General features: G+C 45.7%; 10 protein-coding genes. 5 read left to right on the forward strand and 5 right to left on the reverse strand.

Annotation, left to right across the window (positions count from 1 at the left end; all coding sequences use genetic code 11):
* Positions 1–213 precede the first annotated feature (213 nt).
* On the reverse strand, positions 214–3,732 hold the full coding sequence (gene smc, locus F0364_RS18035) for a chromosome segregation protein SMC (RefSeq protein ID WP_153799203.1): 3,519 nt from the start codon (positions 3,730–3,732) through the stop codon (positions 214–216).
* A 70-nt stretch (positions 3,733–3,802) separates the two neighbouring features.
* Between smc and F0364_RS18040 the strand changes: the two genes are divergently transcribed.
* Complete coding sequence (locus F0364_RS18040) at positions 3,803–4,123, forward strand: hypothetical protein (protein ID WP_153799204.1); 321 nt, start codon at positions 3,803–3,805, stop codon at positions 4,121–4,123.
* Positions 4,124–4,280: 157 nt separating this feature from the next.
* Here the strand turns inward: F0364_RS18040 and F0364_RS18045 are convergent, their stop codons facing one another.
* On the reverse strand, positions 4,281–5,423 hold the full coding sequence (locus F0364_RS18045; RefSeq protein ID WP_153799205.1) for a saccharopine dehydrogenase family protein: 1,143 nt from the start codon (positions 5,421–5,423) through the stop codon (positions 4,281–4,283).
* Between the two features lie 159 nt (positions 5,424–5,582).
* On the opposite strand from F0364_RS18045, the gene F0364_RS18050 reads away from it, so the two are divergent.
* Complete coding sequence (locus F0364_RS18050) at positions 5,583–6,104, forward strand: class I SAM-dependent methyltransferase (RefSeq protein ID WP_153799206.1); 522 nt, start codon at positions 5,583–5,585, stop codon at positions 6,102–6,104.
* Between the two features lie 109 nt (positions 6,105–6,213).
* Positions 6,214–6,615, forward strand: coding sequence for a response regulator (locus tag F0364_RS18055; RefSeq protein ID WP_153799207.1), 402 nt, complete (start codon positions 6,214–6,216; stop codon positions 6,613–6,615).
* A gap of 84 nt (positions 6,616–6,699) precedes the next feature.
* On the opposite strand, the gene F0364_RS18060 is transcribed toward F0364_RS18055, so the two are convergent.
* Entirely contained in the window at positions 6,700–7,605 is a 906-nt protein-coding gene (locus F0364_RS18060) for an SMP-30/gluconolactonase/LRE family protein (protein WP_153799208.1), read from the reverse strand.
* Between the two features lie 476 nt (positions 7,606–8,081).
* Between F0364_RS18060 and F0364_RS18065 the strand changes: the two genes are divergently transcribed.
* Positions 8,082–9,941, forward strand: a complete 1,860-nt coding sequence (locus F0364_RS18065; protein WP_153799209.1) for a monovalent cation:proton antiporter-2 (CPA2) family protein — start codon at positions 8,082–8,084, stop codon at positions 9,939–9,941.
* Between the two features lie 287 nt (positions 9,942–10,228).
* Here F0364_RS18065 and F0364_RS18070 read toward each other — a convergent pair whose 3' ends face one another.
* Positions 10,229–11,563 carry an ATP-binding protein gene (locus F0364_RS18070; RefSeq protein WP_153799210.1) on the reverse strand — a complete coding sequence of 445 codons (1,335 nt, stop codon included), beginning with the start codon at positions 11,561–11,563 and terminating at the stop codon, positions 10,229–10,231.
* 383 nt (positions 11,564–11,946) lie between these two features.
* Here F0364_RS18070 and F0364_RS18075 point away from each other — a divergent pair, with 383 nt between their 5' ends.
* Positions 11,947–12,786, forward strand: a complete 840-nt coding sequence (locus F0364_RS18075) for a type 1 glutamine amidotransferase (protein ID WP_235921141.1) — start codon at positions 11,947–11,949, stop codon at positions 12,784–12,786.
* A gap of 25 nt (positions 12,787–12,811) precedes the next feature.
* Here the strand turns inward: F0364_RS18075 and F0364_RS18080 are convergent, their stop codons facing one another.
* Entirely contained in the window at positions 12,812–13,513 is a 702-nt protein-coding gene (locus F0364_RS18080; RefSeq protein WP_153799212.1) for a DUF4397 domain-containing protein, read from the reverse strand.
* Between the last annotated feature and the right edge of the window lie 3 nt (positions 13,514–13,516).

Raw genomic sequence — 13,516 nt, forward strand, 5'->3', positions numbered from 1 at the left:
GCTATAATATTACAGCAATTTTCTGAATTCCGGCCAAAAATGGGGCTGAAAATTTTCCTATACCGGAAAATTTAATCTTTACCAGGCGACATCAAAAAGCTATATCAATTTAGCCCTGAAAGCCCATCTGACGGCCATTGTAAGTAACTTTCTGTAAATAGAAAGGGCCGCGGCAAACCGCAGCCCCACTGTATCAAAAAATGGGCAAGTAAGCTAGTTAAGCGACCTGAAATCTACCGGAACCAATTTGCTTACGCCGGGCTCCTGCATGGTTACGCCGTATATCACATCCACGGCGCTCATGGTCATTTTATTGTGTGTTACAATGATGAACTGGGAGTTTTCACTGAACTTTTGTATCATCTGCGTAAACTTGCCCACATTGGCATCATCCAGCGGCGCATCCACTTCATCCAGTATACAGAACGGCGCCGGCTTGATAAGATAGATAGCAAACAACAGTGCCGTAGCAGTTAATGTTTTTTCCCCGCCGCTCAACTGCGTTATGGACGATGGGCGTTTACCTTTTGGCTTGGCAACAATATCAATACTTGTTTCTGCCAGGTTTTCCGGGGTTTCCAGTACCAGGTCCGCTGTATCTTCTTCTGTAAACAATGCCTTAAAAACTTTCTGAAAATTATCCCTAACCCGGTTGAAGGTATCCAGGAACTGCTGGTTGGCGGTTGCCTCCACTTCCTGAATGGTTTGCAGCAGGCTTTCTTTGGCTGTAACCAGGTCGTTCTTTTGTTCCAGGATAAACTCGTAGCGCTTTTTCATTTCTGTAAAAGCCTCTATGGCTGTCGGGTTAACTTCGCCCATATTTTCCAGGCGTTTCTTCATGCGGTCACTGGTGGCCTGCAGTTCTTCCAGCGGGCTGTCGGTAATCCTGTCCTGGTCAAGTATTTCGTCCAGCTCCACTTTAAACTCCACGCTCAGCCTTTCCTTCATACCGGCCAGTTGCAGCTTAAGGTCGTTCAGCTTGTCTTTTATTTCGCCAAGCAGGTGTTCTGCCATTTCGCGGCTTTTGGCTTTATGGCGCAGTTCGCTTTCTTTGTCCGTAAGGCTGCTGCGCTGGCTATAATAAGCCTGGTCTGCTTCATTCAGTTTCTTTTCTTCCTCTTCTTTGGTGCGCAGCAATAACAGCAGGTTTTCTTCCGCGTCTTTCAGTGCCTGTTCGCTGTCTGCTATACTGCCGGAGGCTTCAGAAAGCTGCTGCGTATTCAGTTGTACCTGGTCATGCAGTTCGTTCAATTGGTTTTGCTTAAACACAAGCTCCTGCTTTAACGCAGCAATCTTGCTTTGCTGGCGGGTAAGCTGCAGGTTTATTTCATTATACACGGCAGATGCGAAATTGTATTCCTGTTCCGCCAGTTGATAATCCTGTTCCACTGTTTTCAGCTCCTGGCTGGTTTGCTGTAGCTGGTTGTTTAGTTCCAGCAACTTATCCCGGGTATCTGCAATAGCATCCTGCTCGTCCTGCAGGCGCAGTTCAATATCCTCAATGCGTTGCTGGGCATTTTGCTGGGCAGACTGCAGATTTTCTATCCTGTTCTTTGTTGCAAAAACCTGGTTGGTAAGCTGGTTGATTTCGTTTTCTGTTTGCTTGATGGTATTTTCTTTCAGTTGCTCGTTGTAGCCAATTACTTCGCTATGTTTTTGCTTAATTTCCGCCCGCAGGGAATTTACAACAGCATCCTGCAACACTATTTCATCGTGAAGCTTTTCCAGGTTTTTGGCGCGGCCTATTTTCTTTCCTTCAAACAGCCCCACACTGCCGCCTGTAAGTGTATATTTTCCTTTTACATACTTGCCGGTTTTTTCCAGCACAACCGCGCCATTGCTGTTAACAAGCGCTTCATCGTTCTCAGCAATGTACACATTGCCCAACAGGTATCCGGCCAGCTTGCTGTACTGTTCATCTACCTCAATTACGTCCAGCGCTTTTATGGTATGCTTAGGCTGGTAGCCCTCAGCATTTACTTCCTCCAGCTTTTCCAGCATAAAGAAATTAGCCTTACCCTTTTTGTTGGCATCCAGCAGGTTTACAGCCTGCAGGCCATCTTCCAGGCTATCTACCACGTAGTAGTTCAGGTAAGGTTCCAGCACATTTTCAACGGCCGCACGGTACTCTTCCTGTACATAAATGATATCGGAGAGTATGGGCACATCTTTTTTCCATTGTGGGTTGTTGTGCAGGAATTTTACACTTTCAGGGTAGCCTTCCATGGAGTCAATCAGGCTTTTTAACAACGCATGCTCGTTGCGCTTGCTATCCAGTTTGCGGGTTTCTTCCGCCAGTTCTGTACGCAGGCTTTCCAATACCTGTTGCGTTTCAAATATTTGTGCTTTGGTACGTTCATGCTGTTCCTGCAGTTCCCGCAGTTCTTCCCGCCTGGCGGCCAGGTTTTCTTCCTTTTCTTTCAGCTCGTTATCCAGTTGCTGCAACTGGTAGGAGCGGTTCTGTTTTTCATCTCCCAGTTGGGCATTGCTGCGCAACAGGTTTTGAATGGAAGTATCCGCTACGGCCACTTTTTTCTCGGCCTCAAACTGGCTGCGTTGTATCTGCTGGTACCGGCTGCGCAAGGTATCCAGGCCGGAGCGTTTGCCATCAAAATCCCGGCGTTTGTCTTCAATGTCCATTTTGGCAGCCTCTACCCTATCCTGCAAATCAGCAAGGCGGCCTTCTTCATCGCCCACCTGCATTTGCGTATACTGAATGGAATCTTCAATAGTTTTCAGTTGGCCGGCGGCTTTCTGCAAAAATTCGTTAAGGCTGGTTTCTTTTTCTTTCAGGTAATGCAGCTTCTGGTTAGCCAGGTTCTTTTCGTTTTCTTTGGTGCGCAGGTTTTGCTGCAGGTCGTTAAACGCGTGTTGCATGGCCTGCAGTTCTTTCTCCTGCTCAATAAAGCCAACTTTCTCCTGCTCAATCGCCGCTTCTGCCGTGGCTATCTCCGCCTCCAGTTGAAACTTTTTGTTGGTCTCCGCTTCCTGCTGCTCATTTAACTCTTTGTAAGTAATGTTGAAGCCCTGCAAGGAAGCTTTGGCCAGTTCTATGGATATTTCCCGGTATTCTTTTTTTATCTCGTAGTATTTCTCCGCTTTTTTAGCCTGGTTTTCCAGCGTTTTAAGTTGGTTGTTTATTTCAAAAAGCAAGTCTTCAATGCGGCTTAAGTCCATCTCCGTAGCATCCAGCTTGCTCTTTGCTTCTTTCTTGCGGGTTTTGTAGATAGTTATACCGGCAGCCTGTTCCAGCATACGGCGGCGGCTGTTCTCTTTGTCCTTAATGATATCATCCACCATACCCAACTCGATAATAGCGTAGCTGTCTGTACTTACGCCGGTATCCATAAACAGGTTATGAATGTCTTTAAGGCGGCAGCTAACATCATTCAGGCGGTATTCGCTGTCTCCGTTCTTAAAAAAGCGGCGTGTAATGGTTACAGTGCTGAATTCCGTGGGCAGCAGGTTCCTGGTGTTTTCAAAAGTAAGGCTTACTTCTGCCAGGCCGCTGGGGCTGCGGGTTTTAGAACCGTTAAATACCAGTGCCTCCAGGTTTTCGCTGCGCAGTGCAGAAATTTTCTGTTCGCCGATTACCCAACGTATGCTGTCAATGATATTGCTCTTGCCACAACCATTGGGCCCGATAATACCGGTTATGCCTTCATCAAAGCTTACCACGGTTTTATCGGCAAAACTTTTAAACCCCTTTATTTCTAAGCTTTTTAATCTCACGGTCTATCCCATTTTATCAACTGCGAACATAAGCCAATTTTCAGGTATCTGCCAATGAACAAATTACGCTGTGGAGAAGAAGTGGAAAGAAACGGTTAACAGCCCGCAATGGCATTGGTTTTCAATAAATTTCCGGCCTTCATTTAAAATATTTCCTGCAATTTTTTTGGGATACCAGCTATGGTATTTCATAGCATCGTCCCTTGCGTCGCAATCACTTTATCTTTCTGTTCATTGGGCGGCTTTTCAGACCCGGGTAGAGAATATCGAACAAGGACAAGGAATGCCGAATGAAGAATCAAATGCATCCTACTCACCATTCACCACTCACCATTCACCACTCACCATTCTAATATCGAACAAGGAACAAGGAATGCTGAATGAAGAATGAAATGCATCCCACTCACCACTCACCATTCACCACTCACTACTCCCCCTACCCGGGTCTGAAAAGATGCCATGAAAAACCAACCGATGAACGGATTGCGACGCAACGATGATGCCACGGGTGATATGGCTGGTACCATAAAAATTTTGGCGGGTATGATTTAAAATCGTTCTACACCTTCTATCTCCATTACCAGGTTTTCTCCGTAAGCGCTGGCCGGCGTTTGGTAGCCTGGCCTAAAATTTCTGTTCAGCGCTTTTTGTACAATCAGCAGGCTGCTTAAAGCGGTCAGTTCATACGCTTCGGGACAGCGCAGCCAGCCCGCAGCCTGGTTGCCGGCAGCATCTGTAACCTGGCCCCATACCAGGCTTACCGCTTTTTGCCGCATGGCATCGTCTGGCCCCGCAGGTTTTTTATCAATAGACTTTTGCACCAGTCTTTTTACAAAGCCGGTGCGTAATAACCAGTTAAACGCTTTTTGCAATTTCAGCAGTACCCATACAGGTTTGGGCATGGCGGTATAGCTTTCTATATTGGGTATGCCCGTGGTAAAATACGCCGTTGATACATCGCCCCAGGGTATGGTAATAACAAAAATATTTTTATCAGGCTTGCCATTCCCGGTTTTAAACTGTACCCACCTGCCCTTGTGCCCAATGGGCCTGGGCACAATATGGCCGTTCTGCCTTACCGCCCCCGGCGCCCCCAGCTTTTGAATAGTAGTGATAGCAGTGCCGCGGGATATGGCACTGTTAAGTATCGCGAAAGCCAGCTTTAATTCAACAGCGGCAGGCAGTTTATTCTTCAGGTACATGGCCAGGCAATCGGTAGGCACCACATCAAACCCGGAACCCGGCAACAGCATAATGCCCGCCTGCCTGGCAGCCCCGTTAAAGCTTTGCAGCATTTCAAAAACAGCAAGGTCTCCGTTAAGGTCTATATAGTGGGCGCCGGCTTTAATACAAGCCTCTACCATGGGCCTGGCGGTAATATCATAAGGCCCTGCCGCATGCATTACCACTTTGTGCCCGGCAATGGCAGCTTCCATATCCGCGGCATTGTTTAAATCCGCAATTACGTAATCAAAACCCAGTTTATCGGCAATGGGTTTTATTGCAGCTTCCCTTCTGCCGGCAAGCACTGGCCGCAAGTTGAAACGGGAAGCATATCGTGCAATAATTTCACCTGTATAACCATTGGCGCCATAGAGCAAAAAAGTATTGTAAGCCATACAGGCAAAGTACAAATAATATTCCAGTGCATCTGTAATTATCTGCCTCCATACCAGTGAAAGACTAGCCATTTATCAATTTACTTATGCGGTTGCCCGGCGTTTAATTATTAACAAACGCTTGCATAATTTTTTTGATCAGCGGCATGATATATTAGCTAAATTTAATGTTGGCCGGTATTTACGTGCCCGGGCAAAACAGCCTGCAACACAGAGAAAACTTTTTTACGTATGCAATTACACAATGCCCTTGAAATGCTTAAGCATCCACAGGTTGATGGCGCCCGGCAAACCTGGGCTGAACTGGGGTGCGGAAGCGGTACTTTTACCCTTGCCCTTGCCGCTATATTACAACAGGATAGCATGATACATGCTATGGACAGCGACAATGCAGGCTTAAGCAAGATACCAGATAACTACCAGGGTGTGAATATTCAAAAATGGCAGGGTGATTTTGTGAAAGACGGGCTGCCCTTTAACGATGTTGATGGAGTATTGATGGCCAACTCTTTACATTATGTAAAGGATAAAAAACTCTTTCTTAAAAAAGCGGCAGCACATATAAAGGCGCCAGGGTACTTTATGATAGTTGAATACAATACCACCACCTCCAATGCATGGGTACCCTATCCTGTTTGTTTTACAGCCCTTAAGCAACTGTTTGAAAACGCAGGGTACCACCAGGTAGAAAAGTTGAAGGAATATCCATCTGTTTATGGAGAAACCATGTACTCCGCGCTGGTGAGGCGGTAATTATTTTTTCGTTTTTCAGTTTTTCCGCAAGATGCTTTTATGAGTTACAGGCAGGCCATATATCTGGCACGGTTATTTTAATACCAGTTGTACAAAACATTATTGATTTATGGAAAAGATGGCAACAGAAAATCTAAAAACCCCTGCTACAGTGCAAAAGCGTAAGCTGCTTATTGTTGAAGATGAAGGCGAAATGTGTTTTCTTATTAATCTTTTACTTGCAGGCAGGGAGTTTGAGATTGAACATGTAAAAAGCATTGCTGCGGCTGTGGAATATTTGCAACAGGAACAACCTGCCGTGGTGCTTCTTGACAACAGGTTGCCTGATGGATACGGACTTGATTTTATTAGCTTTTTAAAAGAAAAATATCCCTCTACGAAGATTATTATGATTACCGGCGCCGACGCAGAAGCTAAAGATGTAGCGATAGAAAATGGTGCTGACCTGTTCCTTGAAAAACCATTCAACAAACAACAATTATGGCAGTCTGTACATGGCCTGCTGAATTAATTACATAAACCAACACAAAAAAGGGATACTGCGAAGATTTTTGCAGTATCCCTTTTCTATATCTGCAATTAGTTGCAGGTTTTATCATTCAATCCCCTTTACCCGCATGGGCAAAGTATAAACAGCTTTAGACGCTGTTATAAAAAGAACATTGCGGTTTTTGCCACCAAAGCAAAGGTTGGCTGTCCATCCTTCATTTACTGGTATGTAAGCCACTTTTTGCCCGGCAGGGTTATATACTGTTACCCCTCTGCCTGTAAGATAAACGTTGCCTTTCTCATCCAGCGTAATACCGTCAGAACCTTGCTCTGTAAATAACGTACGGTTACCCAGGCTGCCGTCTTCATTAATAGAAAAACGATAGGTTTTGTTATCGCCAATATCCGCAACATACAGGTATTTTCCATCGGGCGTTCCTGCTATTCCATTAGGTTTTACAAGGCTGCTATCCACTACTACAGCGTTCTGACTGCCTGCCGGTAAATAGTACACATGCTGTCCCGGTATATCAGGTTCCGTACGTTGCCAATAAGGGCGTGCATAAAAAGGGTCAGTAAAATAAATACCTCCCGGTTTATCAATCCACAAATCATTGGGGCCATTTAGTAGTTTGCCATTATAAAGGCTCAGCAATGTATCCACTTTACCGCTAAGGCTAATGCGCAATAGCTGGTCCCGCTCATCAGCGCAGGAAATAATATTATTGGCCGCGTCAAAATACAAACCGTTGGAGCGGCCCGTTTTTTCCATAAACAGGCTTAGCTTACCGTCTGTTCCGTATTTCCAGATCCTGTCGTTAGGCTGGTCTGTAAAAAAAATGTTGCCATCCTTATCCACCGCGGGGCCCTCAGTAAAACTAAACTGTTTGGCCACCAGCGCCGGGGCTATGGCGCCATTAACAAGAGAGTCGTTGTCAAAAGCGGCATCCTGCGCAAACGCAGGCAGGCAAGCCATTGCCATACAGCAAAACAACAGTAGCATGTTTTTCATATCGCGTCTTTGCCGCAATATAATCACAAATACAATTATGTACCCGGCAGCAGGAACAACTATGAAGCTTCCGTTGCGTCGCACTCTTAGCTGTTGGATATGCTATGCAGCTTTTCCCACATAGTAGCTGCTGTATAAGGCTGGCGGCTGGTAACCGGCAGCCCAATATTATTAAGTTAAGCCCCATCGGGGCTTCCTGTTTGTAGAAACAAAATCATTTAGATGAACGGATGCCATGGAGTGGCTACCCAATCGTCGCTTAAGGGTAGCCGCTATGCGGCATAATTACCTTGTCGTATGCTATTTCTACAAACATGTAGCACCTACGGCGCAAAGAACAAAGGCTTTCTTCTTAACTTAATCACATTAACCGGCATCCTGCTTCTGGCTGCAACTTTAAAAATTCGCACAGATACCTGATATTGCAGAGATTTGCTTATACAATTTTTTGTTGCACCTGTTATTAAAACATCGTTATGGAGCAAGGCTTTTTATTCCAGGCCATGATATACCTGGCAGCGGCGGTAATTACAGTACCCCTGGTTAAAAAAATTGGGTTAGGCTCTGTGCTGGGCTACCTGGTAGCGGGCATTATTATAGGCCCGGCCTGCTTTAAGCTAATAGGTAAAGAAGGCGAAAACCTGATGCACTTTGCAGAGTTTGGCGTAGTGATGATGCTCTTTGTGATAGGTCTTGAACTGGAGCCTGCCACGCTGTGGCGCTTACGAAAAAACATAGTGGGCCTGGGCGGTCTGCAGGTTGCCATTACTACCATAGTTGTGGCAGGCTTTGCCATGTTGCTGAACATGGGCTGGCAACAGGCATTGGCGCTGGGTATGATTATTTCCATGTCTTCTACGGCCATTGTGCTGCAGTCTTTGAATGAAAAAGGGTTGATGAAATCAGCCGCAGGGCAAAGCGCTTTTGCTGTATTACTGTTCCAGGATATAGCGGTGATACCGATGCTGGCTTTGTTTCCATTGCTGGGCACGGGTAACAGCAGTGCAGCCACTCACGGCACCGGTTTTGCCGGCAGCCTGCCGGGCTGGGCGCAAACATTGCTGGTATTGGGCTCTGTAGCGCTGGTAATAGTTTCCGGCCGTTACCTTATGCGGCCCCTCTTCAGGATAATTGCCAAAACCGGCATGCGGGAAATGTTTACCGCTACCGCTTTGCTGTTGGTTGTAGGTATAGCCGTACTTATGACCTCTGTTGGGCTTAGCCCGGCACTCGGTACTTTTTTGGCTGGCGTGGTGCTGGCCAACAGCGAGTACCGGCACGAACTGGAATCTGACATTGACCCATTTAAGGGCCTGCTGCTGGGCCTGTTTTTTATAGCCGTGGGCGCTTCCATTGACTTTAACCTTATTGCCGCGAGGCCCATGTTAATTGCCGGTCTTGTACTGGCTATTATGACGGTTAAATTCCTGGTGCTTTTCCTGCTGGGCAAATCGTTCAGGTTAAGCAATGCGCAGAATTTCCTATTTAGCGTTGGCCTTTGCCAGGTGGGTGAATTCGCTTTTGTGCTGCTGAGTTTTTCTACGCAGGAAGGCATACTGTCAAAAGATGTTACAGATATCATGATTGCCGTTGTAGCCATCAGCATGGCGCTTACGCCGCTGGCAATGATGCTGAATGAAAAATTTATTGTCCCCCGGCTATGTGCCGGCGACCCCGATGCCACCCCTGCCCGTGAACCGGATGTAGAAGAACAGGACCATCCTGTTATTATTGCCGGCTACGGGCATTTTGGCAGTACGGTTGACCGCTTTTTGCGGGCCAACAATATTGGCGCCACCGTATTGGATATTGACAGCGATAATGTTGACCGTGTACGGCGCATGGGCTTTAACGTGTATTATGGCGATGCCAGCCGCCATGATTTACTGCAGATTGCCGGGGCGCATAAAGCCAAACTTATCATTATTGCCATTAGCGATGAAGATAAACGCAGGGAAATGATTGATACCATTAAAAAACATTTTCCTAACCTGCGCATGCTGGTGCGGGCCAGCAACCGCTACGACGCCTATGACCTGATGAATGCAGGCATGCTGCACATTTACCGCGAAACGCTGGATACCAGCATACGCATGGGGGTTGACGCCCTGCGCATGCTGGGCTACCGTGCACACGAAGCCAACCGCTGGGGAAAGACTTTTTTTGTACAGGATGAAAAGACATTAAAATACCTTTCTTCCATTCGCAATGATGAAGAATATATTAATGCCGTCCGGCATAACTCCCGGGAAATGGAAGCGGTGCTGGAAGCTGATAAAAAGTTGCTGCATTTTACCGCCGATGAAGGCTGGGACGGCCGGCCTGGACTGGATTAGCCGATGGTGTGAAAATAAAAATCATCAAATGCTTCCAAAAAGTTGTGATACTATTAGTCAACCTCTTTGAGGTTGAATATCCCTGTCAAAATACCAACCCCGGATTTTATCAGGGGCTATTAACATTTTAGCCTTTCAGGCTATTGGATAATTTATCTTGCTTAATTAGGGCTGACAAAAATGTAAGCAGGCCCAGCTTAAAGACAGTTATAATCTCTAACTAAAAAATGTTTTTTCAACGCATCATCAACTATGCAAAAAGTACTTCGTACTTCATCATTCGTACTTTAAGAAAACACCCTGTCTTCTTTTTCGTATTCCCTTTTAATACCTTCTACCAGGTCGTCTTTAGAGATGCTGTTGCTTTGGCGGCTGGCACTTTGCAGGGCTGCATAGTGCACTACGTTCATAATAGCGGCGCCGCTTAGCTCGTATTTACTGGCTATTTGTTGCAGGTCAACAGTTTTATCAAGGGTTGCTTTAACCGGCAGGCAGGATTGCCAAATGCCCAGGCGCTCCGTGGCTGTGGGCATAGGAAAGTGGATAATGGCATTGAACCGGCGCACAAAGGCCTGGTCAATATTGCTTTTAAAGTTGGAAGCCAGTATAATAAGGCCCGGGAAATCTTCTACTCTTTGCAGCAGGTACGATACCTCCTGGTTGGCATATTTGTCATGGGCATTTTGTACGCCGGAACGTTTGCCGAACAGCGCATCGGCCTCATCAAAAAACAATATCCAGTCTTTGTTTTCGGCAATGCGGAAAACATTTTCCAGGTTCTTTTCTGTTTCGCCGATATACTTGGAAACCACCTGCGATAAATCAATGCGGTACACTTCTTTGTTAAACTGTTTGCCCAGCAGCGTTACCGTAAATGTTTTACCCGTACCGGAAGGCCCATAGAACAAGGCGCGGTAACCGGGCTTAACACGCTTTTCCATTTGCCAGTTGGTTACCAGCGTTTCGTTGTATTGCAGCCATACACGGATATCTTCTATCTGCCGGCGTGTTTTGCTGTTGATGATAAGGTCCTGCCAGTCCATTTTTGTGGTGACAGCTTTGGCCGGAAAATCAGGGCCAAAACGGGGCTTTGAGCTATGGCCGGTGGTAAACAAATCCACATATTCCTGCTGCAAAATAATCTTGCCGCTCATGGGCGGTTCCCCATCTTTAACAGCTTCCAGTTGCAGTATGTTCTTCCTGGCAAAAAAATGTTCCTGCGAAAAATAACTGGTGGCCTGAAGGCGCTTGCTTACGTCAGCGCCCGCCAATATAAAAAGAGCAGTTTCACCGGTAGGCAAAGAACCACGGTGGTGTTGCCCTTTAACGGCGCCTATTTCCGCGAATTCGCCACCATTGGGAAGATAGCTCTGAATAATCGCATCCAGGAAGCCGGGCTGTACATGCGGCGCAAGGGCCAGCAACAGTATGGTAAATTCTTCTGCATGTAGTTGATGGTGCACCAGGAAGCTGTGCAGCGGGCCATTGTCTGGTACAATAACAGGTTGCGGAAAACGGAATTCAAAAGCTTTCTCTTTATGAAAATATTCCTGTAGCCGGCGGTCTGTAACTTCTTTTAGAAAGTCAAGCGCATGTATGATATTCTGGTGCTGGTTTTGCAAATGGATGCTGTTTAAGGTTTGAAATTACTTTAAAAAACACATGACGCATACCTTGCGCAACAGCCTTTATGTAGATAATTAGCTGTATTACCACCTCGACAGGGGTTGCAGGGGGTAAATCGCTGCTATTCCCTCACCAATGGTATAATAGGCTGCATTTTTGCTGCCTGACCGCATAAATGCATCTCTTGATGGCTATTGACCCTACATTTAAGTGCAGGAATATGCAGGACACCTAATTAACATTGAACCTTAAATAATTAAACATTGCGCTTACAGTAGTTCATTATTCAATTTTTTCCACAAGCCATGTACACCAGTCTCGGTGTGCCTGCCAAAACTGCCACATGCCTTATCTTTGCTGTTTAATCAGCATTTTGCAAATGAAGGTACGTGCAGCTATTATAGACATGAACAATGGCCTGCCCAACCAGGGCATGCGGTGCATCCGTGAAATATTGGAACAATGGGGAAAGGCCAATAATTACTCCGTAAGTTATGATGAGTTTGATATACGGCAAAAACTTGAAGTGCCCGATTTATCCTACGATGTATATATATCCAGCGGGGGGCCGGGCTCGCCCCTGGAAAGCGAAAACAGTGCATGGGAACAACGGTATTTTGACTGGATTACGAGTGTGCTTAATCATAATAACGGAATAAACGGGTATCCGAAAAAACATGTGTTTTTTATTTGCCACAGCTTCCAACTTGCCTGCCGGTATTTTAACATAGCAGAAGTTTGTGCCCGCAAATCAACTTCATTTGGCGTTTTCCCGATACATAAACTGGAGGAAGGTATTGATGAAATAGTTTTTGATGGATTGCGTGACCCCTTTTACGCGGTTGACAGTCGTGATTACCAGGTGATTAAACCGAATTGGAAACGATTGAAAGAACTAAAAGCCCGCATATTAGCCATAGAAAAAGAGAGGCCGCATGTTCCTTTTGAGAGGGCCGTTATGGCCGTTCGTTTTACCGATAACCTGGTAGGTACACAATTTCACCCTGAAGCAGACGCGGTGGGTATGAGCATGTACCTGCAGCGAGAGGATAAAAAAGAAATGGTTATTGAAAACCATGGTGAAGAAAAGTGGAAAAGCATGATAACCCAGTTGAACGATCCGGATAAAATTATGTGGACGTACAGCCATATACTTCCCAACTTTTTAAATGTGGCGGCTGAACAAATAACCGCAAACAACGCTTCCAAAAATAATTAAATAAACCAGGCTATATTATTGACAGTCAATGTTCTGTTATTTGAATAGTTAGCCTGCGTGTGGAGGATGCTGCCGTATCTGTACCGGTTAGCAGCAAGGTATAAAGTTTGGATTTTTTAAAGATATAATTCTTTTTTTCGGCCAGCACTACTGAATCTTTAGAGCGCCACACTGTTACGTTGCATGTGTCAGCCGTAAAAGCGTCAAAGTTTTGAAAAGTATTGGTAGTATCCTGGTCATTAAAAGTGCGGCCTGTTGCTTTATTAAATGACGTATCTTTTTCTGTCGGCTTTATCATCATATCCACCTTTGCCAGGCCTGGGCTAAACTGGAAAAACCTTGCTTTGGCCCTTGCGGTATCAGCAATAAAATTGTCTTCAATAATAATAGGCCTTATCCTGCTTAATGAGTCAATTGCATATAAAGAATAGTATTTACCGGTGGTAAGCGTACCTGTAAAGCTGAATAAGGCATCGCTGCTGCCGGTATTGGTAAGCTGCATACTGTAAGTGCCGGGAACTGTTGAAACATAACCGGATGATGCTGCATAAGTTAACCCACCGGATATGACATTGGCGTTAACCAAAAAATCAAGTGGGCCAGCATCGGGGGATACATTGGTAAAGCCGATGTTGCAATTGCTTACTGTAACCTCACTTTTTTTGCAGGCTTGTAACAAGAAAATAAATAAAAACAAAACAAATGGAATTTTTACAGGAAGTTGCATGAG

The sequence above is a fragment of the Foetidibacter luteolus genome (assembly GCF_009650435.1).
In the GTDB taxonomy this organism is placed as follows: Bacteria; Bacteroidota; Bacteroidia; order Chitinophagales; family Chitinophagaceae; genus Foetidibacter; species Foetidibacter luteolus.

Coding starts and splice junctions, on each gene's coding strand:
- F0364_RS18045 (WP_153799205.1), bottom strand. CDS start 5,423: ATGGCTAGTCTTTCACTGGTATGGAGGCAGATAATTACAGATGCACTG.
- F0364_RS18050 (WP_153799206.1), top strand. CDS start 5,583: ATGCAATTACACAATGCCCTTGAAATGCTTAAGCATCCACAGGTTGAT.
- F0364_RS18055 (WP_153799207.1), top strand. CDS start 6,214: ATGGAAAAGATGGCAACAGAAAATCTAAAAACCCCTGCTACAGTGCAA.
- F0364_RS18060 (WP_153799208.1), bottom strand. CDS start 7,605: ATGAAAAACATGCTACTGTTGTTTTGCTGTATGGCAATGGCTTGCCTG.
- F0364_RS18065 (WP_153799209.1), top strand. CDS start 8,082: ATGGAGCAAGGCTTTTTATTCCAGGCCATGATATACCTGGCAGCGGCG.
- F0364_RS18075 (WP_235921141.1), top strand. CDS start 11,947: ATGAAGGTACGTGCAGCTATTATAGACATGAACAATGGCCTGCCCAAC.
- F0364_RS18080 (WP_153799212.1), bottom strand. CDS start 13,513: ATGCAACTTCCTGTAAAAATTCCATTTGTTTTGTTTTTATTTATTTTC.